The organism is Microvirga sp. 17 mud 1-3, assembly GCF_003151255.1.
Taxonomy (GTDB): Bacteria; Pseudomonadota; Alphaproteobacteria; order Rhizobiales; family Beijerinckiaceae; genus Microvirga.
In genome coordinates this window covers 2,751,842-2,777,282 of record NZ_CP029481.1, presented here as the reverse complement: position 1 = coordinate 2,777,282, position 25,441 = coordinate 2,751,842, and the positions used below count along the sequence as shown (strand labels likewise).

The following is a 25,441-nucleotide window of genomic DNA, read 5'->3' as shown; positions in this document are numbered from 1 at the left end:
CGGGGCCGGGCGAACGGAGATCTCCCTCCATGCGTGTCGATCTTCTGGCCGGAACCGCCTATAACCCCGCGGTCATGCCGGCTCCCGTACCGACCATCCTGGTCTTCGATTCCGGTCTCGGGGGCCTTACGGTCTTCTCCGAGGTCCTGAAGGCACGCCCGGATGCCCGGTTCGTCTACGCGGCGGACGATGCGGCCTTTCCGTATGGCCGCCTGTCCGAGGAGGCCCTCGTCGCCCGCGTGCTGACCGTGATGGAGCGGCTCGCCGTGCTCCACCGTCCTGACCTCGCGGTAATCGCCTGCAACACCGCCTCGACCCTGGTGCTGCCCCACCTGCGCCGGCGCTTCCCGTTTCCTTTCGTCGGCACCGTGCCGGCCATCAAGCCGGCCGCCGAGATCACCCGCAGCGGCGTCGTGACGGTCCTGGCTACGCCCGGCACGGTAGCGCGGGACTATACCCGCGGCCTCGTAGCGGCCTATGCGTCGGGCTGCCGGGTCAATCTCGTCGGCTCCACGAAGCTCGCCGCCTATGCGGAGGCCGAGTTGGAAGGTCGCCCGGTTCCGGATGCGGACCTTGCGGCGGAGCTTGCTCCCTGTTTCGTGGAGGAGGGTGGACGTCGGACGGACGTGGTCGCGCTCGCCTGCACCCATTACCCGCTGCTGCTGCCGCGCCTGAAGGCGCTCGCCCCGTGGCCGGTGGCCTGGATCGATCCCGCCCCCGCCATCGCCCGCCGGGTGGTGCACCTCCTCGGCGGCCCGGTGCCGGGCCACGAGGAAGGGGATGAGGAGTCTCTCGCGGTCTTCACCGCCGGGCGAGGCCTCAACGAGGCGCTTCGGACGGCTCTGCAGATAAAGGGCCTGCCGGCCGTCACGATCGAGGATTGGCCGCTGAAGTAGGGAAGGACATTCCGGCTGCTCCTCTGCGGCCGGAAGACGTCGAAGCGCCGCGTAATCTCCCGACGCACAATCTGAACGGAATGTGCCAGCGGATCGTCGACATCGACCGGTCGAGCCCCGCGTCACGCAGGATGCGCTCCCAGTCGGCGCGGCGGAAGCTTCGGGCAATGGAGATCGGCCCATCGTGCCGCACGAAACGGTGCCATCCGGCCAGGCGGGCCAGGAGGGGGAAGCCGTGGAACGCCAGGGCGTGCCGGTGCAGGTCGGCGATGAACCACCCGCGTATGGCCACGCGCTCCATCCACCGGACGAGCATCACCAGATCGGCGTCGGAGAAGTGATGCGCGGTCTGGGAGCAGAGAACGTAGTCGATGGATCGTTCCGGCTCGAAGCGAAGGACGTCTCCCGTGCGGTAGTCGATGGCGTCGCCTGCCGGCGTCGCATCCCGCGCGATGACTTCGCTGGCGGGGTCGAGGTCGATCCCGAGGAGGTCGAGCGTCCGCCCGCGCGCGATGCCCCATCGCCGGAGCCGACGGAGCAGGTCGCCATGGCCGTAGCCGACATCCAGGATGGTGAGCGGGACCTCGCGAGGCACTGCACGGACGGCGTCATCGAGCCAGCGAAGAATGGGCCGGTGCGCCAGCGTTGCCGTGTTGACCCGTGCGAGATCGGCCAGATAGGCGCGGTACTCCTCGAAAGGAACGGCTTGGCCGTCCATGATCTCCACGGCCTCGCTGCGGCGGGAGAGGCCCGTGTCCATATTGGCTAGCCAGGAAGGCTGAAGCGGAAGGTTTCCGCCACCAGTCCGGGTCCGAAGGCCATCCCGAGGCCGAGCGCGTTGGAGACGCGGGCCTGCATCATCCTCTGGAGCACGAACATCAGGGTCGCGGAGGACATGTTCCCGAAATCCCGCAGCACATCCCGCGACCAGCGCAGGGCGTCCGGGCCGAGGCTCAGGCCCTGCTCGACCGCGTCGAGGATCGTCCGCCCTCCGGCATGGACGGCCCACAGGTCGACCTCGTCCTTGCTCTGGCCATGCAAAATGCCGTCACGGTCATTGCGCAGGGCCTCCTGGCGCAGCGCCTTTGCGATCCGGGCCGGAACCTCACCGGACAGCGCCATCTCGAAGCCCGTATCGCCGATGCGCCAGGTAATGAGATCCTGCGAGTCCGGGATCGTCACGGAGCGGAAATCCTTCAGCTCGATGCCCTCGGGCGTCGCCGAGACCAGGCTTGCGGCGCAGCCGTCGCCGAAGAGAAGGGCGCTCAGGAGAATTTCCATGTCGGAAGAATCCTGAAGATGCAGGGTGCAGAGCTCGAGATTGATTGTCAGCACCTTGGCGGTGGGGTCCGAGCGCACGATATGGCGGGCGATCCTGAGAGCGTTGACGGCGGCCGCGCAGCCCATGAAACCGATCGCCGTCCGCTCGATCGAGGGGGGCAGGCCGAGGCGGTCGATGAGCTGCTGGTCGAGGCCTGGAGCCGTGAACCCCGTGCAGCTCGCCACCACCAGGTGCGTGATCCCATCCTTGCGGTCTCCGAGGCCAAGCGCCTCGACCGCCTCCAGGACGAGCTCGACCGCTTGCGTCTCGAAACGGGCCATGCGCGCCGCCGTTCCGGCGAAGCTGCCGGACCGGTAGAGGCCCTCCCGGTCGACGCTCTCGTCCAGGTTCGGGTTGGGCTCCAGGGTGGAATAGCGATGATCGATCCCGGCTCGTTGGACCATGCGCCGGAACAGGATCTGGCTTCGCCGATCGGGCAGGCGCCGGTCGACGGAAGCGATAAAGGTCTCGTGCACGTCGTGGCGTGGAACCGCGGTGCCGATGCCGTTGATGTAAGCATCCGTCATGGTGACCGTCCGAAACACCGTCGAGGACCCGAGAATACCATGGCGGCCAGCCGATCCCTCCGCCGAAACGGCATAGGGCCATCACATCAGTGTGACTCTGGAAGTGCCCTGAAGAAGACGAGGGTGACATTGAAGGGCGGCATGGCCGGGGATTGGCGAGTGAGTAGGTGTGATAGGCTGGCTTTCCTTGGACTGTATCAGTAACGCGGCTCTTTTAGCTTCCTGAGTCCGCGCAGATTCTGCAGTGATCGGGCAAAACGGCCTGCGGCGATGCGCCGCCGAGAGTGATCCTTGCAGGCTTTCAATTGTATAAATGCTATTACATAGCATAAATTGGAGAAATCTTATCCTCCTTTTCTTCGGATCGTCCGGATGCCCAACTCCTATACCATTACCCCACAGGAACCTCTTGGGACGACGGCGGACAATACGCCGGCCCTTACGATGGAAAAGGACGATATCCTCTTTGTCGACGAGGGTGCCTATTCAGGGCGACGGGGGCGGCGTCCTTCGGCGTCTATGTCCAGAGCGCCGCGACCGCCGCTGTTCCGACGCGCCTCACGATCAACGGTGAGGTCTACGGAAAGCTGCGTGGCGCAATTGCGGTTAGCGGCCCTTCGTACATCGCCATTGGGGCAGAAGGGTACGTCCACGCAGACCCGAATTCAGGTAGCGTTACTAGAGCTTCGACCATCAGTCTCATTGGCCCGTCGATCATCGAGAATGCGGGCCACATCAGCTCGCTGCAGTCTCAAGCGATCAACTTCTCTGGGCAACGCCCAACCGACAGTCTCGTGCTCACCAACACAGGAATCATCGAAAGTCGGCTAGCCGTCGATTTTCCAGGAAATCAAGATTATGCCATTTATGCCTCGCTCGGGGATGACGTGATCACCAACAGCGGAACGATCAAGGGCATCGTCGATCTCACGAAAGGCAATGATACCTATCACGGGGAGCTGGGCAGCGTTCTCTTTGGATATATTAGTCTCGGCGACGGGCAGGATTCCGCCTATGGCGGCGCCGGCACCGAGGTCTTCTATGGCGGCCTCGGCGATGACCTAATCGATGGCGGCGGCGGCCTCGACACTGTCGCCTTCGACCATGCTGCGACGGTCGACCTGCGCCTCACCACCGCGCAGAACACCGGCGAGGGGATGGATACTCTGATCCATATCGAGAACCTCACAGGATCCGCCGGAAAGGACACCTTCATCGGCGACGACGGCGCCAACCGCCTCGAGGGGCGACACGGTGACGATACCCTGACCGGCAATGGCGGCAACGACGTCCTCCTGCCCGGAGCGGGCAACAACGTCGTGGATGGCGGCGCCGGCATCGATACGGTCTCGTATGAAGACCGAACATATGGCGTGATCATCGATCTCAGCCTGGCGGGGCCGCAGGCGGTCGGGCCGAACCATACCGATACGCTGCAGAACATCGAGAACGTCATCGGCGGAGAAGCCGGCGACCTGCTGAAAGGTGATGCGGGCAACAATGTCCTGACCGGCGGCAAAGGCGACGATACCCTCGACGGCCGCGGCGGCGTCAACACGGCGGTCTTCTCCGGCAAAGCCGCCGATTACTCTATTCAAAGCCTGGAGGGGGGAGGACTCTTTTTCAAGGTGCAGGACAAAGTGTCCGGCCGCGACGGCACCGATACGCTCAGCAACATCCGCTTTGCCCAGTTCGCCGACAAGACGGTCGTGCTCTCCAACACCGCGCCCGCCAGCCTCACCCTGTCGGCCTCCGCGGTGGCCGAGAACACGCCCGCCGGCACGACGGTCGCCACCGTCTCGGCCACGGATGCGGACGGCGATGCCATCACCTATGCGCTCACCGATCCGACCGGCACGTTCAAGCTCGACGGCACGAAGCTCGTGCTGCTCAAGGCGCCCGATTACGAGACCGGCCCGCACGCCTATGAGCTCACCCTCACGGCGACCGATGCTTACGGTCTTGCCCGCTCCGAGACAGTGACCGTCACGGTGACCGACGTGGCCGACACGCCCGCCGGCGGAGGGGGCGGCTCGTCCGGTGGGGCCGGCAACCCGTCCGGCCCGGTGGCGCTGAGCCTGCGCGGCACGGCGCGGGTTGACCGGCTCACCGGCGCGGACGGCCACGATGTGCTCAAGGGGCTGTCCGGCCATGACAGGCTCTACGGCGGGGCCGGCAAGGACGTGCTGTATGGCGGCGCGGGCCAGGACATCTTCGTGTTCGATGCCAAGTTCAACAAGAAGACCAACCTCGACAAGATCGCCGACTTTACCGTCAAGGACGACACGCTCTGGCTGGAGAACAGCCTGTTCAAGGCCAACAAGAGCCTCTATGCGGCGATCAAGAAGGGCAGCGAGGCCAAGCCGGCGAAGATGGCGAGCAAGTTCTTCACGGTGGGCGACAAGGCCAAGGATGCCAACGACTTCTTCATCTACGACAAGAAGACGGGCGTGCTGTCCTATGATGCGGATGGGTCCGGGTCGAAGGCTGCGGTCGAGATTGCGACCCTCAAGAAGGGCCTCAAGCTGACCGAAAAGGACTTCTTCTTCATCTGAGGGAGACCCTCAACCGGCTTTCCTCCCCACGGCTCAAGCTCTCGGGGGAAGCGCTGCGCTGCTCTCCTCCCCCTTGTGGGGAGGAGGTGGAGGTGGGGGTGTCAGCTCTGAATTCTCAGAACGTGGCGCTCACACCCCCACCCTGACCCTCCCCACAAGGGGGAGGGAATCCGGTCGCGCTTCGTCCTACTTGCGTGTGGCCCCTCTCCACCGCTCTTCTTTCTCTCCGCGATCCCGGAAATATTCGGCTTGCTAAAGGGGAGAGCAGGCATCTGAGGAGGGCCGATCTTCCCGAATTTCGGGCCCTGGACGTGCTTGGAACTCGAGGCAAGAAAGACCAGGGTGCGCGATTCTCTGCACTCGCCTTTTGGAATATGTCGTGTATAGGTGCCCTTTCGTGCCGCTTATTGCGGTGAACGATGAGGATCATCAAACGACACGAGGAGTGTGTCATGAACGAGCGGTGGACGCCCGAAAGCTGGAGAAACAAGCCAATCCAGCAGGTCCCGGCCTATCCGGACCTCGAGGCGCTTGGAAACGTCGAGCAGCAGCTCGCCGGGTTTCCGCCGCTGGTTTTTGCAGGCGAGGCCAGAAAGCTGAAGAAGGCCCTCGGTAAGGTTGCCAAGGGTGAGGCGTTCCTCCTCCAGGGGGGCGATTGTGCCGAGAGCTTCGCCGAGCACAACGCCGACAATATTCGCGACTTCTTCCGCCTGTTCCTGCAGATGGCCGTGGTGCTGACCTTCGCGGGCAGCTCGCCGGTCGTGAAGGTGGGCCGTTCGGCCGGCCAGTTCGCCAAGCCGCGCTCTTCCGATACGGAAACGGTCGGCGGCGTGGAACTGCCGAGCTACCGGGGCGACATCATCAACGATATCGCGTTCACGCCAGAATCGCGCATTCCCGATCCGCGCCGGCAGCTCATGGCCTATCGCCAGTCGGCCGCGACCCTCAATCTGATCCGGGCTTTCGCGACCGGCGGCTACGCCAATCTCGAGAACGCCCATCGCTGGATGCTGGGCTTCGTAAAGGATTCCCCGCAATCCTCGCGCTATCGCGAGCTGGCCGAGCGGATCACCGAGAGCCTCGACTTCATGCGGGCCATCGGCGTGAACCCGGAGACGCATCCCGAGATGCGCTCGACGGATTTCTACACCAGCCACGAGGCCCTGCTCCTAGGCTACGAGCAGGCCCTGACCCGGGTCGATTCCACCACCGGCGACTGGTACGCCACCTCCGGCCACATGGTCTGGATCGGCGACCGGACCCGTCAGGTGGACCATGCCCACGTGGAATACATGCGGGGCATCAAGAACCCGATCGGCCTCAAATGCGGCCCGTCCCTGAAGCCGGACGATCTCCTGAGGCTCATCGAGAAGCTGAATCCTGAGGACGAAGCTGGCCGTCTGACCCTGATCTGCCGCTTTGGTGCCGACAAGGTGTTCGAGCATCTGCCGGCGCTCGTGCGGGCCGTGAAGCAGGAAGGCCGCACGGTGGTATGGTCCTGCGATCCGATGCACGGCAACACCGTGAAGGCGGCCTCCGGCTACAAGACCCGGCCGTTCGAGCGAATCATGAGCGAGGTGCGCGACTTCTTTGCCGTCCACCAGGCCGAGGGCACCTATGCGGGCGGCATCCACCTGGAAATGACCGGCAAGAACGTGACGGAGTGCACGGGCGGCGCCCGGGCGCTGACCGACGCGGATCTGATGGATCGCTACCACACCTATTGCGACCCGCGCCTCAACGCGGAGCAGGCTCTGGAGATCGCCTTCCTGACCTCGGAGCTGGTCAAGCAGGAGCGTCAGGGTCGTGAGCGGCCCGACGCGGTAGCCGCCGAGTAGTCGATCTCTGCCAAGGCAAGAAAAAGAGGGGCGCGAAAGCGCCCCTTTTGATAAGTTGAAGGTCCCTGGAGGTCGAAATCTGTCTCAGTGCAAGTAACCGAGAAAGAAGAGAATAAGAATGATCGGCAGCGGAATGCCGATAAGCCAGAGAAGGCCGCCTTTTAACATCGCTGTCTCCCGTTCGTCTCGTGTCGTGACAACGAACTAGGCCGTTTCGGGTTCCGTCGGAGCCTGGCAGTTCTTCAGGTCTTCATCGGCTCCGATCCGCCCACCTGACTGTCCACCTCAGCCCGGCCCAGGTCCTTCGGCAGGAATCGGTCAAGAACCGCGTCGATGACCGAAGCCGCGACCGTGTCGGCGGTCGCATCATCGACCCGGCACACATCCTTGAGGGCGAGATAGCTCTCCATCCCCGAGACAGCCGACAGCGAAAGAACCAGCCGGGTAAAGTCCTCCTCGGTCATGCGGGGGCGGACGGGCGCAAGGGCGAATTCGTACATGGGCAGCCGGCGCCCGGCCCGGATCTGGCGGTCCGGACGGCCGCCATCGGCCACCCAGGAATCCAGAGCACGCGCCAGGAAGATCCTGAACTTGGCCTCGGAGCCCCTGGTCAGGGCGAACAGATAGCGCTGCACCCGGTGGACCCGTTCCCGCACGTCCTGCGCGTCGCCGACGATTTCCTGCGGCGTGGCGACCCGGCCGTCGAGGACCGCTTCCAGGGACAGGACATCGGCATTCGAGAAGTACCGGTAGGCGGTAGCGCGGGAGATTTTGGCCTCGTCGGCGGCTGCCGCGACGCTGACGGGCTCATTGCGCTCCATCAGCAACCGGGCCGCTGCGAGCAGAGCCTGCCGGGTCCGTGCCTTTTGATTGGTTCGTCCGATGTCGAGGCGCATAGGGCGTGCTTCTTGAGACGTGTGTCTCATTATGATATCTTCGTCTCGTTCGTTCAAGTTGGTGTGTGTATCCCGATCCGCCATCAAAAGGGTTCCGCCATGACCGGCACCGAGACCGACACCTACCATCTCCTTGGAAATCTCCTGCGCTTCCATGCCCGCAGCCCGGATACGGGCGGCGCCTATTGCCTCGTCGAAACCCTGACGGCGCCCGGCGCAGGCACGCCGCCGAACCGGCATCCTTCCGACGATGAGGCTTTCTACGTGCTCGAAGGTGCGTTCGAATTCCTCGTCGGTGACGAGACCGTCACGGCAGCCGCCGGAGATTTCGTGAAAGTCCCGAACGGGGCCGTTCACGCATTCAAGAATGTCGGGGAGGCACCGGGGCGGCTGTTGATCATCAACGCGCCGGGCCGCGCTCATGACGGGTTCTTCCGGGAGGCCGGCGACCCGATGCCCGCCGGAACGCGGGAGCTGCCTGCACCTGAGGGCGAGCCGGACATTCCGCGCCTGCTGGAGATCGGGCGCCGGAACGGGCTGGAATTCCTGCTTGCTCATGAGCCGGCTCGTTAGGCCCGAAGCCGCAAAGCTCCGGAGGAAAGCTCCAGCGGCGGATTGCTGAGCCGGGACCTGCGCGCTACATGCGAGGAGCCATGGCTCAGAACCGTCTCAAGATCGCCCTCGCGCAGCTCAATCCCATCGTCGGCGATGTCGCCGGCAACGAGGAGAAGGCCCGCTCCGCCCGTGCGGAAGCGGCCCGGCTCGGCGCGGATATCGTGATGTTCACCGAACTGTTCCTCGCCGGCTACCCGGCCGAGGATCTGGTTCTCAAGCCCGCCTTCCAGGATGTCTGCAGGGCCGCGCTGGAGCGCCTCGCCCACGAGACGGCCGATGGCGGGCCGGCCATGCTGATCGGGCTTCCCTGGCGGGACAACGGCAATCTCTACAACGCCTATGCGCTGCTCGACCAGGGCAGCATCAGCGTGCGCTTCAAGGTGGACCTGCCCAATTACGGCGTCTTCGACGAGAAGCGGATCTTCGAGCCGGGCCCGCTGCCTGGGCCGGTGAATTTCCGCGGCATCCGCCTCGGCCTTCCGATCTGCGAGGACATCTGGTCCGGGGACGTGGTGGAGTGCCTGGCCGAGACCGGCGCCGAGATCCTGCTTGTGCCGAACGGCTCGCCCTATTGGCGGGGCAAGACCGAGGAGCGGTTCAACATCGCGGCCTCACGGGTCACCGAGACCGGTCTGCCGATGGTTTATCTCAACGAGATCGGCGGGCAGGACGAACTCGTCTTCGACGGTGCCTCCTTCGTGCTCAACGCCGATTGCGCGATGGTCTGCCAGCTCCCGGCCTACGAGGAGACGGTCGCTCTCACGGTCTGGGAGAAGGGCGAAGAGGGTTGGGCCTGCCGGGAGGCGCCGCTCGTCACCGTGGAGGAGGGCGACGAGGCGGATTACGCCGCCTGCGTGCTGGGCCTGCGCGACTACGTGGAGAAGAACCGTTTCCCGGGCGTGGTGCTCGGGCTTTCGGGCGGCATCGACTCGGCTATCTGCGCCGCCATGGCGGTCGACGCTCTGGGGGCGGACCGCGTCCATTGCATCATGCTGCCTTACCGCTACACATCGAGCGAATCCTTCCAGGACGCGGAGGCCTGCGCGAAGGCACTCGGCGTCCGCTACGACACGGTGCCGATCGCTCCGGCTGTGGAAGGGTTCGAGGCCCTGTTGCAGCCGCTCTTCGCCGGCCGGGAGCGGGACATCACGGAGGAGAACCTCCAGAGCCGCGCCCGCGGCACCATTCTCATGTCGATCTCGAACAAGTTCGGTCCCATGGTGGTGACCACCGGCAACAAGTCCGAAATGTCGGTGGGCTATGCCACCCTCTACGGCGACATGAATGGCGGCTTCAACCCGATCAAGGACCTCTACAAGATGGAGGTCTATCGTCTCTCGGCCCTGCGCAACCGCTGGAAGCCGAAGGGGGCGCTGGGGCCGGACGGGGTCGTGATCCCCGAGAACATCCTCTCCAAGGCCCCGAGCGCGGAACTGCGCGAGAACCAGACGGACCAGGATTCGCTGCCGCCCTATCCGGTGCTCGACGACATCCTCCGCGGTCTCGTGGAAGATGAGCTACGGGTGTCAGAGATCGTCGCCAAGGGCCATGACCTGGAGACCGTGAAGAAGGTCGAGCGGCTGCTTTACATTGCGGAATACAAGCGTCGCCAATCCGCCCCCGGCGTGAAGGTGACGCGCAAGAACTTCGGCCGCGACCGCCGCTATCCCATCGTCAACCGTTTCCGGGACCAGGGCCTTGTCGCCCACCGCCCCGACGAAGCCCTGGAGCGCGCCATCGGCAAGCCGCGCCAAGCCTCCGTGGACGTGTGATCCTCATCCCCCAGCCTTGTGCTGGGGATCCCTGCCTTTGCACTGGTGTTTGAAGGGAGAGGGGCGCCGGGGAGGTTACGCGCGACGGCGACGGGGCGCGACGGGTTTCCCTTCCCACAAGGAGGGCGGAGAGCAGGTAGTGCTTTCCGCGTCATTCCGGGGCCGCGTCAGCGGAGCCCGGAACCTATAAACATCGTCTGTAGAGGATAGAGAGCGACGGCAGCCGTGGTACTCCATCCTGTACTGTCAGCGGCTATGGGTTCCGGACTTGCCTGACGGCAATCCGGAATGACGGTGGCGCATCTTAAGCCTCCCGGGAGTGAAGTGGAACGATGCGCTCGGATCAGTTTGCGCAGGTGATCGCGACCGGCTGCAGGTCGCCGGTCTCCAGGGAGACCTTGTGAACGGACCCGGTGATCTCGTCGGGGGTGGTCTGGCGGAAGGAGAGGGCCCGGGCGTAGCCCTGTGCCTCGCACCAGGTATCGGCCACGGCCTGCCCGCAGGTCTGGCCGGAAATCAGGCACTCGGCGACGCCGTAGCCGTCCGCGGCAGGCACGATGAAGGTGGCTTCGGTGGAGGAGGCCTGGGTGTCGTTGGGAAGAAGCGTCAGCGACGTGGTCGCAGCCACGAACATAGCAGTACCCAACCCGAGCATGGCATATGCGCGGCGCATGTAGACCTCACTACTTGAAACTCGTGAACCATTGTCACGAAGGGACATGAATATTCCGCTAACGCGGTGCCCTCATGGGTGTTTCCTGCAAGAATGCAAATAATTTATGCCTAACGGGAGGGAACCTTGACGAAGTCGCGGCAAGAGGGCATTGATCAAGGCATGAAAACGGCAGCGATCCTCATTTCCGGGATTATTTGCAGCTAGCTCACCCGCTGGCTGGAGCCGTCTCGTTCTCATTCCAAGATCGAAACCATTCTCCGGCCTGCGGCCCGAAGGGATATGGTTTCATGGCGGCGAAGCTTCGCTTCTACAACACGCTGACCCGGTCGAAGGACGATTTCGTCCCCATCGACCCGAAGAACGTGCGCCTCTACGTGTGCGGCCCCACCGTCTACGACTATGCCCATATCGGCAATGCGCGCCCCATCATCGTCTTCGACCTTCTGTTCCGCCTCCTGAGGCATGTCTACGGCGCGGGGGCGGTGACGTATGTGCGCAACATCACGGATGTGGACGACAAGATCAACGCGCGCGCCGTGCGGGACTATCCGGACCTGCCCCATAACGAGGCGATCCGCCTTGTCACGCAGAAGACCGAGGCGCAGTTCCATGCCGATATCCGGGCTCTCGGCGTGCTGATGCCCGATGACGTGAACGAGCCCGGTGAGCCACCCCGTTTCGTCGAGCCCCGGGCTACCGAGCATATCGACGAGATGCGCATGATCATCGAGCGGCTGATCGCGCGCGGTGCCGCCTATGTGGCCGAGGAGCACGTGCTCTTCAGCGTGGCCGCGATGCAGAAGCTCCCGAACGTGCCGCAATACGGCGCCTTCTCCAAGCGCTCCCTCGACGAGCTTCTTTCGGGCGCGCGGGTGGACGTGGCGCCCTACAAGCGCGACCCCATGGATTTCGTCCTGTGGAAGCCTTCCGGGTCGCAGGATCCCGCCTGGCCTTCGCCCGCCGGCATCGCGACGCCCGGCCGTCCGGGCTGGCACATCGAGTGCTCGGCCATGGCGTGGCAGCACCTGATCAAGGCGTTCGAGACCCGTCTGTCTTGCGACGATCCGGCGGAGCGCGAAACCTTCGATATCCATGGCGGCGGCATCGATCTCGTCTTCCCGCACCACGAGAACGAAATCGCGCAATCGTGCTGCGCCTTCGACATGCCGCGCATGGCGAATGTGTGGATGCACAACGGCTTCCTGCAGGTGGAAAGCGAGAAGATGTCGAAGTCCCTCGGCAACTTCCTCACGATCCACGACCTGTTGAAGGACTGGCCCGGCGAGGTGCTGCGCTTCAACATGCTGCGCACCCATTACCGCCAGCCCATCGACTGGACGGTGCGGGGCCTGGAGGAGAGCGAGAAAACGCTCGACCGCTGGTATGGCATCGCCCAGGGGGAGGGCGCGTCCTTCTCGCCCGCGGTGGCGGAGGCCCTGGCCGACGACCTCAACACGCCGCGCATGATCGCGGAGCTGCATGCCCTCGACGGACAGGGGGCGCACGAGGAGCTTGGAGCGAACCTTCGCGCCATGGGCTTCCTGTCGGACACACTGGGAGCCTGGAAGGCTCGCCGACAGGCCTCGCTCGCGGTCGATCCCGCGGCCGTCGAGGCACTGATCGCCGCCCGCAAGGAGGCCCGCGCCGCCAAGAACTGGGCCGAGTCCGACCGCATCCGCGACGAGCTCGCCGCCCTCAACGTCGTCGTGAAGGACAACAAGGACGGCACCACCACCTGGGAGGTCGCACGCTGATGGGACAGTCTCTGCCGAAACCGGCCCTGCGGCCTTTCCTGCCCGGCGACCTTCCGAGGCTCGTCGACATCTATCAGGCAAGCGTCATGGAGCTTGCGGAGGAGGATTACAGCGAAGCGCAGCGTGAGGCCTGGGCGGCGCTTGCCGACGACGAGAATTTTGGCAAACGCCTCGCGGAGGGCCTGACCCTGCTCGCCACCCTGGGCGGCTCGCCAGTCGGCTTCGCGTGCCTCAAGAACAACGAGCATGTGGACTTTCTCTATGTCCATCCTGCCGTAGCCGGGCAGGGCGTCGCGGCCATGCTCTACGATGCTGTCGAGAAGCTGGCCCAGGCCCGCGGGGCGACGCGCCTCACGGTCGATGCAAGCGACACGGCGCGGACGTTCTTCGAGCGTCGCGGCTTCACGTCCCAGCGCCGGAACACCATCCCGCTCGGCGACGAATGGGTCGCCAATACCACCATGGAAAAGCACCTCGCCCCATCCGAGGCCCGGACCCCTTCGTCATGACCCGCGAACGCGTCTATCTCTTCGACACGACTCTGCGCGACGGCGCGCAGACCACGGGTGTCGACTTCTCGCTGGAGGACAAGCGCGCGGTGGCGGGCCTCCTCGACCGGATCGGCGTCGACTATGTGGAGGGCGGCTATCCGGGCGCGAACCCCCTCGACACGGAGTTCTTCTCCGAGAAGCGCACCAAGGGCGCGAAGTTCACGGCCTTCGGCATGACGAAGCGGCCTGGCCGCTCAGTCGCCAACGATCCCGGCGTCGCGGCGCTGCTCGATGCTGAGGCCGATGCGATCTGCTTCGTCACCAAGTCCTGGGACTATCACGTCCATGTGGCGCTGGAGACGACCCTCGACGAGAACCTCGCGGGAATCCGCGACAGCGTCGCGGCTGCGCGCGAGAAGGGCCGTGAGGTGATCGTCGATTGCGAGCACTTCTTCGACGGTTACAAGGCCAATCCGGATTACGCGCTCGCCTGCGCCAGGACGGCTTACGAGTCCGGGGCCCGCTGGGTCGTGCTCTGCGACACCAATGGCGGCACGCTGCCCCACGAGGTGAGCGCCATCGTGTCGGAGGTCGCCAAGGTCGTGCCGGGCGCCCATCTCGGCATCCACGCCCATGACGATTGCGGTTGCGCGGTCGCCAATTCGCTTGCTGCCATCGAGGCGGGCGCGCGCCATATCCAGGGCACCCTTAATGGCCTCGGCGAGCGCTGCGGCAACGCCAATCTGGTGACGCTCATTGGCGCTTTGAAGCTCAAGAATGGCTATGCGGCCCGGTTCGACCTCGGCGTGTCGGACGAGGCCCTGAACCAACTTACCCATGTGTCGCGCCAGGTGGACGAGATCCTCAACCGCCAGCCGAACCGCCATGCGCCTTTCGTGGGCGCCAGCGCCTTCGCGACCAAGGCCGGCATCCATGCTTCGGCGGTGCTGAAGGATCCACGCACCTATGAGCATGTGGAGCCGGAGAGCATCGGCAACATGCGCAAGGTCCTGGTCTCGGACCAAGGCGGCCAGTCCAACATCCTGGCGGAACTCAAGCGCCTCGGATTCACGTTCGAGAAGGGCGATCCGCGCGTGTCGCGCATTCTCGACGAGGTCAAGCGCAAGGAGTCGGAGGGCTTCGCGTTCGAGGGGGCGGACGCCTCCTTCTACGTGCTGGTCAAGCGGATGCTCGGCGAGGTTCCGGCCTTCTTCCAGGTGGAGCGCTTCTCGGTGAACGTGGAGCGCCGCTTCAACGCGGTCGGCGAGATGGTCACGGCGTCGGAAGCCATCGTGAAGGTGCGGGTCGGCGACGAGGTGTTGATCTCGGCCGCCGAGGGCAACGGTCCGGTCAACGCCCTCGACGTGGCCCTGCGCAAGGATCTCGGCAAATACCGGGACCTGATCCAGGACCTGGAACTCATCGACTATAAGGTGCGCATTTACCAGGGCGGCTCGGACGCCGTGACCCGCGTGCTCATCGAGTTCTCGGACGGCGAGGGCGACAGCTGGTCCACCATCGGCGTCTCGGCGAACATCATCGACGCCTCCTTCCAGGCGCTGACGGATTCGATGGTCTACAAGCTGTTGAAGAGCGGCGCGGGGCTTTAGCGCATCGCACCGTCATTCCGGGGCGCCGTAGGCGAGCCCGGAACCCATAACCGCTGAGCTTTATGAGAGAGGCGCAGTAGTTATCGCAGCTCTTTCTTCTGAAACAATGGTGTTTATGGGTTCCGGGCGCCGCTTTCGCGGCCCCGGAATGACGGAAGAACGCACTCGGAATGAGGCCAGTTATCTAAGCCGCATCCCCCGACAGCCGCGCCTTCGCGCGCTCCGGCCCGATCAATGGCAGCAGAGCGCCGAGTTCCGGGCCGTGGTCGAGGCCCGTGAGCGCCATGCGCAGGGGCATGAACAGGGCCTTGCCCTTCACGCCGGTCGCGATCTTCACGGCCTCGGTCCAGGTCTTCCAGGTGCTTCCGTCCCAGGGCTCCGGAGGCAGCAGGTGGCGCGCCTCCTCGATGAAGGCCCGGTCGGTGATGAGGGGCACGATGGGGCCCTGCACCACGGTCCACCACTCGGCCGCGTCCACCAGTTTGCCGAGGTTTCCGCGAACCGCGAGCCAGAATGCCTCGCCCCCATCGGCCCCGAGAGCCGCAAGGCGGGGGCGGGCAGTTTCGTAGGACATCTCGTGGATCAGGCGGGCATTGAGCTGGTCGAGCTCGTGCTCGTCGAATTTCGCCGGGGCGCGGGAGATATGGGAGAAGTCGATGAGGCGGGCGAGTTCGTCGAGATCGGCCACCGGCCGGACTGCCTCGGCGGAGCCGACGAGGACCGCGAGCGACGCGACAGCCTGCGGCTCGAGCCCGGCTTCGCGCAAACCCTTGACCGAGAGGTGCCCGAGACGCTTCGACAGGCCTTCGCCGCTCGCCGTAATGAGCAGGCTGTGATGGGCGAAGAGCGGCGCCTTCGCGCCAAGCGCCTCGAAGATCTGGATCTGTACCGCCGTATTGGTGACGTGGTCCTCGCCGCGGATCACGTGCGTGATCTTCAGGGCGATGTCGTCGACCACCGAGGGCAGGGTGTAGAGATAGGTCCCATCCTCACGCACCAGCACCGGGTCCGAGAGCGAGCCGCAATCCACGTGGGCATGGCCGCGCACGAGATCGTCCCAGGCGACGGTCGCGTGGTCGAGACGGAAGCGCCAATGGGGGCGGCGCCCCTCGGCTTCGAGCTTCGCCCGGTCCTCGTCCGTGAGCTTGAGGGCCGCGCGGTCGTAGATCGGCGGCAGGCCGCGGGCGAGCTGCCGCTTGCGACGGAATTCCAGCTCCTCCGGGGTCTCGTAGCAGGCATAGAGGCGCCCGAGCGCCTTCAGGCGCTCTGCCGCATCGTCATAGAGGTCGAACCGCTCCGACTGGCGCACCACCACGTCCGGCGGAATGCCGAGCCATGCGAGGTCTGTCTCGATGGAATCCGCATATTCCTGCTTGGAGCGCGCAAGATCGGTGTCGTCGAACCTCAGCACGAAGGTGCCGCCCTCCCGGCGCGCGAAGAGCGCGTTGAGCAAAGCGACACGGGTGTTGCCGATATGGATGTGCCCGGTCGGGGACGGGGCGAAGCGGACGATGGGCTTTGACATGAAAAACCCTATGACGAAGGGCGGCAGGCAGCGCAAGAGGCCAGCCGGGCCGCGAGGAAAGGGAGAGCCTCTGCCGCTACGCTATTCGCCCTTCAAAGCGTGACTATCTGGTCCGTGATCCGGATGTCCACAGCGCAAGAAATGCTAACGCTAAAAACGCCGCTCGATCATGTCGGCATTGGCCACGAGGCCTACGCGGCGGACTGAGGCCGTGAGCATGGGAATTACGTCCTCGACCTGCTCGGCCACGAGGTAGTTGAGCTCGAGGCCCGGGCGGATGAAGCCTTCGTTGCGCATGTGCGCGAGAAGGCTCAGGAGAGGCTTCCAGAAACCCTTGGTGCTGAGCATTAGGATCGGCTTGGTGTGCCGCCCTAGCTGCGCCCAGGTCATTTGCTCCACGAGCTCCTCCAGGGTGCCGATGCCGCCGGGCAGGGCCACGAAGGCGTCCGCCTTCTCGAACATCAGGCGCTTGCGGGTGTGCATATCCGGGACCGTGATGGTCTCCTGCACGGCCTCCAGGAGCCTTTCCCGGGCCTTCAGGAAGTCCGGAATGATGCCCGTGACGTAGCCGCCATGATCGAGCACGGATTGCGCGATGGTGCCCATGAGGCCCACATTGCCGCCCCCATAGACGAGGCTGATGTCCTGCTCAGCCATTGCGCGGCCTAATGCCGCCGCATTCTCGGCGAAAACGGGGTCGTCTCCGAAACCGGAGCCGCAGTACACGCAAATGGATTTGATCGCAGGCATTGGAACGTCGGGAAAATGGGAGCTAGCCCCCGTTGAGTCGTAAGGCATTATGTTATTCCTTATGGCCGTAGCCTTTTGAAAGATAAACAGCTTTAATGCACGAAAGTGCCAGATTGAGACAAAGGCATCATGGCTGACGAGAAACTGGGCAGGGGCACCATCGCCGTTCTTGGCGCGACGGCCATCGCGGTCGTGCTGGCGCTGTTCGGCGTGCTGAACTGGAGCGGTCAAGACAAGCCCGCGGGCGCCGGTACGGCCTCTCCGGCGCCGGCTCAGCAGGCCGGGGACAAGGCGCCGCAGCCTTCCGACATGGCTCAGGCTGTCCCGTCGAAACCCCAGAAGACATCCGAAAGCCAGGGACCGGCAAAGGCCACGGCCGCTCCGCCGCCTGCCGCTCCCGCCAAGGCCGCCGCAGATGGAAAGCCCTCCGAGCCGGTCGCTCCATCCTTCGACATCGTGCGCGTGGAGCCCAACGGTGACAGCGTCATCGCGGGCCGCGCCGCGCCTGGAGCGACGATCGAGCTTCTGAACGGCGAGCAGGTCCATGCCCGCGGCGTGGCGGACGCCTCCGGCCTCTTCGCGATCACGCCGCCGCCATTCCCGCCCGGTTCTCACCAGATCGTGCTCCAATCCATCGCGCCCGACGGCACGCGGCAGCGCTCCCGCGAAAGCGTGACAGTGGCGATTACGGGCGAGAGCCGCCCGCTCGTAGCTCTGGCGGCGCCCGACAAGCCGACGGTGCTCCTGTCCAATCCCGAGCCTCCGGCCCCCAAAGCCGCCGAGCCGGCCCCTGCCGCGCCCGAACCCCAGAACCAAGCAAGTGCTGCTCAGCCGGCTCCGACCCCCGCCGCGTCCACGCCTCCTGCGGCCCAGCCGGCCCCCCGTGCCGAGATCAAGATCATGAGCGTCGAGTCTGAGCCCGGACGGCTCTACGTTTCCGGACAGGCCGCGCCCGGCGCCACGGTGCGCCTCTATCTCAACGAGACCTTTGTGGCGCCCGGCGGCGCAGGGGCGGACGGCCGGCTCTCCTTTGCGATCGCGAGCGGGGTCAAGCCTGGCGATTATCGGGTGCGCCTCGACGATGTGGACCCGGTTTCGGGACAGGTGAAGTCCCGGGCCGAGGTTGGCTTCAATGTGCCCGTCGAGACCGCGCCGGCCCAGGTTGCGCAAGGCGCGGCTCCCCAGGGAGCCATGTCTCAGCCCCAGGCCAAGGCCGGGCCCGACCAGGCGGGCGCAGCGCCGCAGGTGGCGGGGGCCGGCGAACAGGCTCCCGTCCCGGCAGTTGCGGCACCCAGTGCCGGCAACCGCCTCGCCTCGGCCCTTCCGGAGGGGCAGATCACCCCGAGCACCGTCATCGTTCCCAATATCGATACCGCCATCGTGTCCAAGGGTGACAGCCTGTGGCGGATCAGCCAGCGGATCTATGGCCGCGGCGTCCGCTACACGGTGATCTACGGCGCCAACCAGAAGCAGATCCGCGACCCGGACCTGATTTATCCCGGCCAGGTCTTCGTTTTGCCCTCCGACGAGGCCAGAGAGACCAACTGAGGCGGGTTACCCGCCCGGGTGACATGCGGGCGCGAAGCGGCGGGATGAATTCGTTCCGCCGATCGCCTATATGGACATCCGGCACTGTCATCGGATTCTCGTAAAAATGTCCTCCTCCTCGGCGTCCTCCCCCGCGAGGCCGCGAAAAAAACGCCGGGCTTCATGGTCACGGTCAACCGACTCTGGCCTTATCTGTGGCCCCATGGCCGCCGGGACCTGCAGATGCGGGTTTTTCTGGCCTTCGCGCTCCTTCTGGTCGCGAAGGGCGCCACCATGGTCACGCCCTTCGCGTTCAAATGGGCCACCGACGCCCTCGTGGCAGTGGTCTCCGGAACCGGCCAGCAGGGGACGGAGGCGGCCGCCACGGCGGGATCGTGGCTGTGGCGCGCGCCGGTTCTCCTGACCTTGGTCTACGGCTTCACGCGCATCCTCATGGCCGTGCTGACTCAGGTGCGGGACGGGCTCTTCGCCAAGGTCGCCATGCATGCGGTCCGCAAGCTCGCCATGCAGACCTTCGAGCACATGCACCGGCTGTCCCTGCGCTTTCACTTGGAGCGCAAGACCGGCGGCCTGACCCGCGTGCTGGAGCGTGGCCGCAACGGCATCGAGGAATTGTCGCGGCTCGCGGTGCTCACCCTGATCCCGACCATCGTCGAATTCGCCATGGTGCTCGGCATCCTGGCCTGGCAGTTCGACTGGCTCTACTCGCTCGTCGTTTTCGTGATGGTGGTGGTCTACCTCGCCTATACGTATCAGGCGACGCAATGGCGGATCTCCATCCGCAAGCGGATGAACGAATCGGACGTGGACGCCAACACGAAGGCGGTCGATTCGCTCCTCAACTACGAGACCGTGAAGTATTTCGGCGCCGAGGCGCGGGAGGCGATCCGCTACGACCAGTCCATGGAGCGCTTCGAGAAGGCCTCGACCCAGACCTACACGTCGCTCGCGGTGCTGAATGCCGGACAGGCGGTCATCTTCACCATCGGCATGACCGTCGTGATGATTCTCGCGGCGCGGGACATCATGGCGGGGCGGACCTCCATCGGCAGCTTCGTGCTCGTCAATGCGATGCTGGTGCAGCTCTATATCCCGCTGAATTTCATGGGCATGCTCTACCGCGAGATCAAGCAGGCTCTCATCGACATCGACGACATGTTCACGATCCTCGACAGCAACCCGGAGATCGAGGACCGGCCGGATGCAAAACCGCTCCACGTGGCGAAGGGCGTAGTCCGTTTCGAGGACGTGCATTTCGCCTATAATCCCGAGCGGGAGATCCTGAAGGGCGTGAGCTTCGAGGTGCCGGCCGGCCACACGGTCGCCATCGTGGGCCCCTCGGGCGCCGGAAAGTCCACCATCTCGCGCCTGCTCTTCCGCTTCTACGAGCCCACGAGCGGGCGCATCCTCATCGACGGGCAGAACATCTCCGAAGTGCAGCAAGCGTCCCTGCGTAAGGTCATCGGGATGGTCCCGCAGGATACGGTGCTGTTCAACGATACGATCGGCTACAACGTCCAGTATGGCCGCTGGGATGCTGCCGCCGAGGAGGTGAGGGAGGCGGCGCGCCTTGCGCAGATCGACCGCTTCATCGGTCACCTGCCGGAGGGTTATGATACGCCGGTCGGTGAGCGCGGCCTGAAACTCTCGGGCGGCGAGAAGCAGCGTGTGGCCATCGCGCGCACGATCCTGAAGGGCCCGCCGATCCTGGTGCTGGACGAGGCGACCTCGGCCCTCGATTCCTTTACCGAGAAGGAGATCCAGGACGCTCTCGACCGGGTCAGCCGTGGTCGCACCACTCTGGTGATCGCCCATCGCCTGTCCACGATCATCGGCGCCGACGAGATCATCGTGCTCGATCACGGGCGCATCGTGGAGCGCGGCACCCATGCGGGCCTGCTTGCCCAGGGCGGGGTCTATGCGGCCATGTGGAACCGCCAGCGCGAGGCCGACGAGGCCCGCGAGACCCTCAAGCGCGCCGAGGCGGAGGAGCGTGAGCGCGAAAGCGTGGCGGGTTGACGGATCCCGCCGCCCCTGCCATCCCCCTCCAGGTCACAAGAGGCTAGCCGAGAATGTCCGATATCCTGGAATCGATGCGCCGCATCTTCGTCCCGATCCACAAGGAGGGGTATCCCTTCATCCTGATCGCGCTGATCGCGACCATCCTGCTGGCCATGCTGTGGTCGCCGCTCGGCTGGATCGGCACGATCCTGACCGTCTGGGTCTGCTACTTCTTCCGCGATCCGCCCCGCGTGACCCCGATCCGCGAAGGCCTCGTGGTCTCGCCCGCCGACGGGCGCGTGAGCCTCATCACCACGGCGGTGCCGCCCGCGGAACTCGATCTGCCCCAGGAGCCGATGACCCGAATCTCGGTCTTCATGAACGTGTTCGACTGCCACGTGAACCGCTCCCCCGTCACGGGCCGCATCCTGCAGATCCTCTATACGCCGGGTCTCTTCCTTAACGCGGAGCTCGACAAGGCGAGCGAGGACAATGAGCGCAACGCCCTCGTGATCGAGACCGGCGGCACCCGCATCGGCGTGGTGCAGATCGCCGGCCTCGTGGCCCGGCGCATCGTGTCCTTCGTCAAGGCGGGCGATTCCTTGAGCACCGGGGAGCGCTTCGGCCTGATCCGCTTCGGCTCCCGCCTCGACATCTACGTCCCACTCACCGCCCAGGTCCTCGTCGGCCTCGGCCAGACCTCCGTAGCGGGCGAAACCCTGCTGGCGGACCTCTCGGTCAACGAGCCTGCGCGGCAGTACCGGGTGGGGTAGGGCGGGCACCCATACCTGGAGCAGTGCTCTCTGGGGAGGAACGCCGAGAGGTATCCTCCCCAAATAGAGAGTTGTGTTCTCCGGAGACCGTGAAAGTCTAGGTTGCAGTCGCGCGGGGACTCGGCTGCACCATGAGGATACTGAAAACGAGTATGGGGCGATGGGCCTGCGCTGTTCTGATGGCGCAGGCTTTTGTTTGCCTGTCCGGATCACGGAGCTTGGCGCAGGTATACGAAATTGAGAGCGATGCTCTCGACACCCCCTTCGATAGGATCCTCCGTTACGCTCGTCTTATAGAGGTCGAAAAATACGCTATAGAATACACAAGGTCATATTTTGAAAATTTCTGTAATAAGAAGGAATTTGCGGAACTTTATGCTGCAAATTTTCAGTGTAAGAATCGGGTCTGTGTGACAAGTCGAACATGGGTTTACGGAAGTATATTCGATTCCAAGAGAAACGTCAGACGTTGGAGTTTCCGAGTAAATAAACCTGGATGCCCGAGGATCGGTGTGAATTTCTGGTCCAACTAATTATTGATATATATATATATGACGGTCGATAAAATTATTGGAATAAGATTTATCCAGTAGTGAAACAGATATATATTGCAATATAATTTATATGGATCGCGATTGTTCTCACAATAGAGTAGAGACATTAAATTCTTCTACAATATCAATAATTGTTTATAATCTAAAAGGGCTATCTGAAGCAGTAGTCGGATTGATTTGTGCAATCGTAAGCAAAAATATAATCAGGGAGCAGAGTGTAGGGAGAAAAAAGCGCCGACCGGTCGCGATATCATATGGAATCCTGTTGCATTTGGCAGCTAGACACTATCAGCAACCGGCACATTTTCCCATAACTCTATCTCAAATGCTTGGGGAGGGTGTTTTCCAGTAGGTGACCGATCATTTAATTTCATAGTATCCGCGGACCCTAGAAAACAATTCGTCGTAGAATACAAGGGCCCCCTCCAAATATATAGTTGTATTTTGAGTAGCCTATGAAAATTTAGGTTGTGGTCACACTTGAGGCTCGCTTGCGCCATGTCGTCTTCAAAAACGGGTCTAGGACGATGGACCTGCGCTGTTCTGGCGACGCAGACTTTTGTTTGCTTCGTAGAGCCAAGGGCATTAGCCCAAGTATATGAAATTCATAGTAATTTTATTGATAGCGAATTCGATAGATTACTCCTGAAAAGACAGTCAATTCCTGAAGAAGAGTACGTCATTTCAGAGTTAAAGCCGTATTTCTCGAAATTTTGTGGACGCCGCGATGTTCAAGAGTTGCTGGAAGCAGGGTTTGTGTGTCGCAACAAGGTTTGTCAGACCAGCAGATTTAAATATCTTATGGGCCAGTTCACCCCGAATATTGCTAGGCAATCATGGGAGGTCAAGGTTGATTTTGGCCGATCTAATTGTCCGAAAATAAAGATAAAATTTGGTTACGAATTTGACCCTTATTACAAAGATAGAAAGTACTAATCGTGGGCGATTGGACGATTGGGTATTCTACAAAAGAACTCGGCATCGCTTCCCATGGCGTCATCAGCGTAAGGGATTCGACTGGGACAATTGTACAAAGCTATGAAGGTCTAGCAGTAGCGCCTAATGGCGTCCGAGGAGCAATAGGCCTTTCTACTCTTAACAGGATAGAAGCAGTTGTTATTCCCGGCGTGAGTCCGAATTATGATCCGACTATGCCGTCGCAGACGCTTTTCAGCGGACCTCGAGCTGAGGTCGAGGCAATGATGGCGGCAGCTACTCTAGCGGCTAAGGAAATCAATGCTCTAGAAATTGGTTATCCAGTAATAGGGCTATTTTCTACATCAACATCCCTCGGAATTAGCAACAGCAATGCGGTGATTGAGACCTTGGCTGTTGCCATGGGCCTTCAGCCACCCCTTTCCATAACCAAGCCAATTCCAGGACAAAGTGTTCTCCTGCTGAGCAAGGAGAAACTCCTGGAGATTCGCGCTGCGACTTGGGATAAGCCGGGCTCGTCCCTTGAGGTTCATTGCTTCCTCGCCGACACACCCGTTCTGATGGCGGATGGGTCGGAGAAGCCGATCCAGGACGTCCGCCCTGACGATCTTGTCATGGCCTTCGATCCCAAGGGCAATGATGGCCTTGGCGCCAGGAAGCCTGCTCGCGTCAGGCGCACCTTTCAGAATGTCACGAAGTCGATCATCGACCTGCGCGGTCTGCGCATGACGCCGGGCCATGTGGTGCTCTCCGACAACGGTGAATGGCTCAAGATTGCGGACGTTCTTCGCCGGGACCGGGCGATTGTGGAGGAGCGCACGGGCGGGCCAGTCCTAGTGCGCGCGCGTACCGGAGCGGCGATCGGGTCGGAGGAGGATGCGCCTGTCACGGTGCTGTTTGCCGACCGGGCGGGCAGACCGCACAAGGCCGTGGTGAGAGCGGGAATCGTCTGCATCGCCGAGCGGCGAGCGGACGGCTCAAGCGAAGGCTGGAGCTTGGCGCGGGTGCTGCGGCAGCAGAACTACACGATCAGGCCCGACGGGACGCTGACAGGGGCCGATGGGCGATTCTACAACGCCACACCCTGGCCGGGCGGCACGCCGCTGGATGCGCCGTTTCAGGAGAACTGGGTGGTATCGCTCGATGACAGGCCGTACTTGCCAGATTGGATCGCCGGGCTTCGCGACGAGGGCGAGGCGCAGGCGGTGAATGGCGAGCCGGCCTTTGCGGTGTCTTGCCCCTTCGCGTCCAACCTCAACCGTAGGGAGCGCCGCCGCCTTGCGGCTTTGAGGGTTGTGAGAGGCTAGAGCCTCGGACGCAAAAGTGGGGACCGGTTTTGCGTGAAAAGATGCTCAAAAACAAAGGCTTAAAGCCTCGGACGTGAGTTTGATTTCACGCCCGAGGCTTTAGGGCGGGGTTTTCCCCGCAGAAGTGTTGAGGGCAAAACCAAAGCCGGCCTTGCGGGCCGGAGGGGGTGACCTTAAAACCTTGGCATGAGCGATCTTTTTCCTCCCTTCGCGCCCGATCCGGACGAGCCGCGCAAGCGGCTGTTCAAGCCGGTGCCGTTCCGGGTCATCGTGCCCAACATCATCACCCTGGTGGCACTCTGCCTCGGGCTGACGGCCATCCGCCTCGCCTATGAGGGGCGGCTGGAGCCGGCGGTCTTCGCCATCATCGTGGCGGCGGCGCTCGACGGGATCGACGGGCGGGTGGCCCGGATGCTGAAAGGCACGTCCCGGTTCGGCGCCGAACTCGATTCCCTGGCCGATTTCGTCAATTTCGGCGTGACGCCGGCGCTCGTGCTCTACAGCTTCGTCCTGCATGAGCTGAAATCGGTGGGCTGGATCGCCGTGCTGGTCTTCGCCATCGCGATGGTGCTGCGGCTCGCGCGCTTCAACGTGATGCTCGACACGCCCAACCGGCCCGAATGGCAGAAGAACTTCTTCACCGGGATGCCGGCGCCGGCCGGCGCCATCACGTCGCTCCTGCCGATCTACCTGCACTTCCTCGGCGTGCCCATCGTCGACGCCTCGGTGGCGCCGATCGTTCTCGTGTATCTGCTGGGTCTCGCGTTCCTGATGGTGTCCACCATCCCGGTCTATTCGGGCAAGACCATCGGCAAATACGTGCCGCGCCACTGGGTGCTGCCCATCTTCGTGGTATCGGTGGCCCTCTTCGGGCTCCTGGTCAGCTTCCCGTTCGAGATGCTGACGGTGATCACGTTCCTGTTCCTGGCGTCGATCCCGGTCAGCGTCATGCGCTACCGCCGCCTGGAGCGGCTGGAGGCGCGCATGGAGACCGCCGGGCCGGAGGTGCCGCCGCCGGACGCTTGAAACGCCGTTTCGCGGTTCCATTTTGTGGCGGGGCAGTTCAGCCCATAACCTGTATCGTGATTGTTTGCGG

General features: G+C 63.5%; 19 protein-coding genes. 13 read left to right on the top strand and 6 right to left on the bottom strand.

Going from position 1 to position 25,441, the window contains the following annotated elements; translation table 11 throughout:
* Positions 1 to 29 precede the first annotated feature (29 nt).
* Positions 30 to 896 (top strand): glutamate racemase, encoded by an 867-nt coding sequence (gene murI / locus C4E04_RS13280; protein WP_109597988.1) that lies wholly within the window; start codon positions 30 to 32, stop codon positions 894 to 896.
* On the opposite strand, the gene C4E04_RS13275 is transcribed toward murI, so the two are convergent.
* Together C4E04_RS13275 and C4E04_RS13270 are read right to left on the bottom strand one after the other, a co-directional pair.
* Positions 868 to 1,656 carry a methyltransferase domain-containing protein gene (locus tag C4E04_RS13275; protein ID WP_109597987.1) on the bottom strand — a complete coding sequence of 263 codons (789 nt, stop codon included), beginning with the start codon at positions 1,654 to 1,656 and terminating at the stop codon, positions 868 to 870. The two genes, murI and C4E04_RS13275, sit on opposite strands and share 29 nt — an antisense overlap.
* A gap of 5 nt (positions 1,657 to 1,661) precedes the next feature.
* Complete coding sequence (locus C4E04_RS13270; RefSeq protein ID WP_109597986.1) at positions 1,662 to 2,744, bottom strand: type III polyketide synthase; 1,083 nt, start codon at positions 2,742 to 2,744, stop codon at positions 1,662 to 1,664.
* A gap of 887 nt (positions 2,745 to 3,631) precedes the next feature.
* Here C4E04_RS13270 and C4E04_RS13265 point away from each other — a divergent pair.
* Positions 3,632 to 5,299 carry a cadherin domain-containing protein gene (locus C4E04_RS13265; RefSeq protein WP_162559392.1) on the top strand — a complete coding sequence of 556 codons (1,668 nt, stop codon included), beginning with the start codon at positions 3,632 to 3,634 and terminating at the stop codon, positions 5,297 to 5,299.
* A gap of 452 nt (positions 5,300 to 5,751) precedes the next feature.
* Positions 5,752 to 7,137, top strand: a complete 1,386-nt coding sequence (locus C4E04_RS13260) for a class II 3-deoxy-7-phosphoheptulonate synthase (RefSeq protein ID WP_109597983.1) — start codon at positions 5,752 to 5,754, stop codon at positions 7,135 to 7,137.
* Between the two features lie 242 nt (positions 7,138 to 7,379).
* Here C4E04_RS13260 and C4E04_RS13255 read toward each other — a convergent pair whose 3' ends face one another.
* A complete protein-coding gene (locus C4E04_RS13255) occupies positions 7,380 to 8,033 on the bottom strand; it encodes a TetR family transcriptional regulator (RefSeq protein WP_109597982.1) in 654 nt (217 codons plus the stop codon).
* A 99-nt stretch (positions 8,034 to 8,132) separates the two neighbouring features.
* Between C4E04_RS13255 and C4E04_RS13250 the strand changes: the two genes are divergently transcribed.
* Both C4E04_RS13250 and C4E04_RS13245 read left to right on the top strand, forming a co-directional pair.
* Positions 8,133 to 8,606 carry a cupin domain-containing protein gene (locus C4E04_RS13250; RefSeq protein ID WP_109597981.1) on the top strand — a complete coding sequence of 158 codons (474 nt, stop codon included), beginning with the start codon at positions 8,133 to 8,135 and terminating at the stop codon, positions 8,604 to 8,606.
* Positions 8,607 to 8,686: 80 nt separating this feature from the next.
* Positions 8,687 to 10,420: an NAD+ synthase gene (locus tag C4E04_RS13245; RefSeq protein WP_109597980.1), complete on the top strand. Its 1,734-nt coding sequence runs from the start codon at positions 8,687 to 8,689 to the stop codon at positions 10,418 to 10,420.
* 343 nt (positions 10,421 to 10,763) lie between these two features.
* Here the strand turns inward: C4E04_RS13245 and C4E04_RS13240 are convergent, their stop codons facing one another.
* On the bottom strand, positions 10,764 to 11,093 hold the full coding sequence (locus C4E04_RS13240) for a hypothetical protein (protein ID WP_109597979.1): 330 nt from the start codon (positions 11,091 to 11,093) through the stop codon (positions 10,764 to 10,766).
* A gap of 290 nt (positions 11,094 to 11,383) precedes the next feature.
* Here C4E04_RS13240 and cysS point away from each other — a divergent pair, with 290 nt between their 5' ends.
* The 3 genes from cysS to cimA are packed head-to-tail and all read left to right on the top strand — an operon-like array spanning position 11,384 to position 14,951.
* Entirely contained in the window at positions 11,384 to 12,850 is a 1,467-nt protein-coding gene (gene cysS, locus C4E04_RS13235) for a cysteine--tRNA ligase (protein WP_109597978.1), read from the top strand.
* Complete coding sequence (locus C4E04_RS13230; protein WP_109597977.1) at positions 12,850 to 13,359, top strand: GNAT family N-acetyltransferase; 510 nt, start codon at positions 12,850 to 12,852, stop codon at positions 13,357 to 13,359. The genes cysS and C4E04_RS13230 overlap by 1 nt, the downstream gene beginning before the upstream one ends.
* A complete protein-coding gene (gene cimA / locus C4E04_RS13225) occupies positions 13,356 to 14,951 on the top strand; it encodes a citramalate synthase (protein WP_109597976.1) in 1,596 nt (531 codons plus the stop codon). Before C4E04_RS13230 ends, cimA begins: the two co-directional genes overlap by 4 nt.
* Before the next feature lie 184 nt (positions 14,952 to 15,135).
* On the opposite strand, the gene gltX is transcribed toward cimA, so the two are convergent.
* Together gltX and C4E04_RS13215 are read right to left on the bottom strand one after the other, a co-directional pair.
* A complete protein-coding gene (gene gltX / locus C4E04_RS13220) occupies positions 15,136 to 16,476 on the bottom strand; it encodes a glutamate--tRNA ligase (protein ID WP_109601109.1) in 1,341 nt (446 codons plus the stop codon).
* A gap of 150 nt (positions 16,477 to 16,626) precedes the next feature.
* Complete coding sequence (locus C4E04_RS13215; protein WP_109597975.1) at positions 16,627 to 17,226, bottom strand: TIGR00730 family Rossman fold protein; 600 nt, start codon at positions 17,224 to 17,226, stop codon at positions 16,627 to 16,629.
* 129 nt (positions 17,227 to 17,355) lie between these two features.
* On the opposite strand from C4E04_RS13215, the gene C4E04_RS21630 reads away from it, so the two are divergent.
* From C4E04_RS21630 to C4E04_RS13190, 5 genes are all read left to right on the top strand, one after another.
* Positions 17,356 to 18,774 carry a LysM peptidoglycan-binding domain-containing protein gene (locus tag C4E04_RS21630; RefSeq protein ID WP_305777679.1) on the top strand — a complete coding sequence of 473 codons (1,419 nt, stop codon included), beginning with the start codon at positions 17,356 to 17,358 and terminating at the stop codon, positions 18,772 to 18,774.
* 162 nt (positions 18,775 to 18,936) lie between these two features.
* A complete protein-coding gene (locus tag C4E04_RS13205; protein WP_109597974.1) occupies positions 18,937 to 20,793 on the top strand; it encodes an ABC transporter ATP-binding protein/permease in 1,857 nt (618 codons plus the stop codon).
* Positions 20,794 to 20,846: 53 nt separating this feature from the next.
* On the top strand, positions 20,847 to 21,548 hold the full coding sequence (locus C4E04_RS13200; RefSeq protein ID WP_109597972.1) for a phosphatidylserine decarboxylase: 702 nt from the start codon (positions 20,847 to 20,849) through the stop codon (positions 21,546 to 21,548).
* 2,050 nt (positions 21,549 to 23,598) lie between these two features.
* Positions 23,599 to 24,345 carry a hypothetical protein gene (locus C4E04_RS13195; protein WP_162559391.1) on the top strand — a complete coding sequence of 249 codons (747 nt, stop codon included), beginning with the start codon at positions 23,599 to 23,601 and terminating at the stop codon, positions 24,343 to 24,345.
* 186 nt (positions 24,346 to 24,531) lie between these two features.
* The gene (locus tag C4E04_RS13190; protein WP_109597970.1) at positions 24,532 to 25,371 is read left to right on the top strand and encodes a phosphatidylcholine/phosphatidylserine synthase; all 840 of its coding nucleotides are present in this window, start codon (positions 24,532 to 24,534) and stop codon (positions 25,369 to 25,371) included.
* Positions 25,372 to 25,441: the final 70 nt, after the last annotated feature.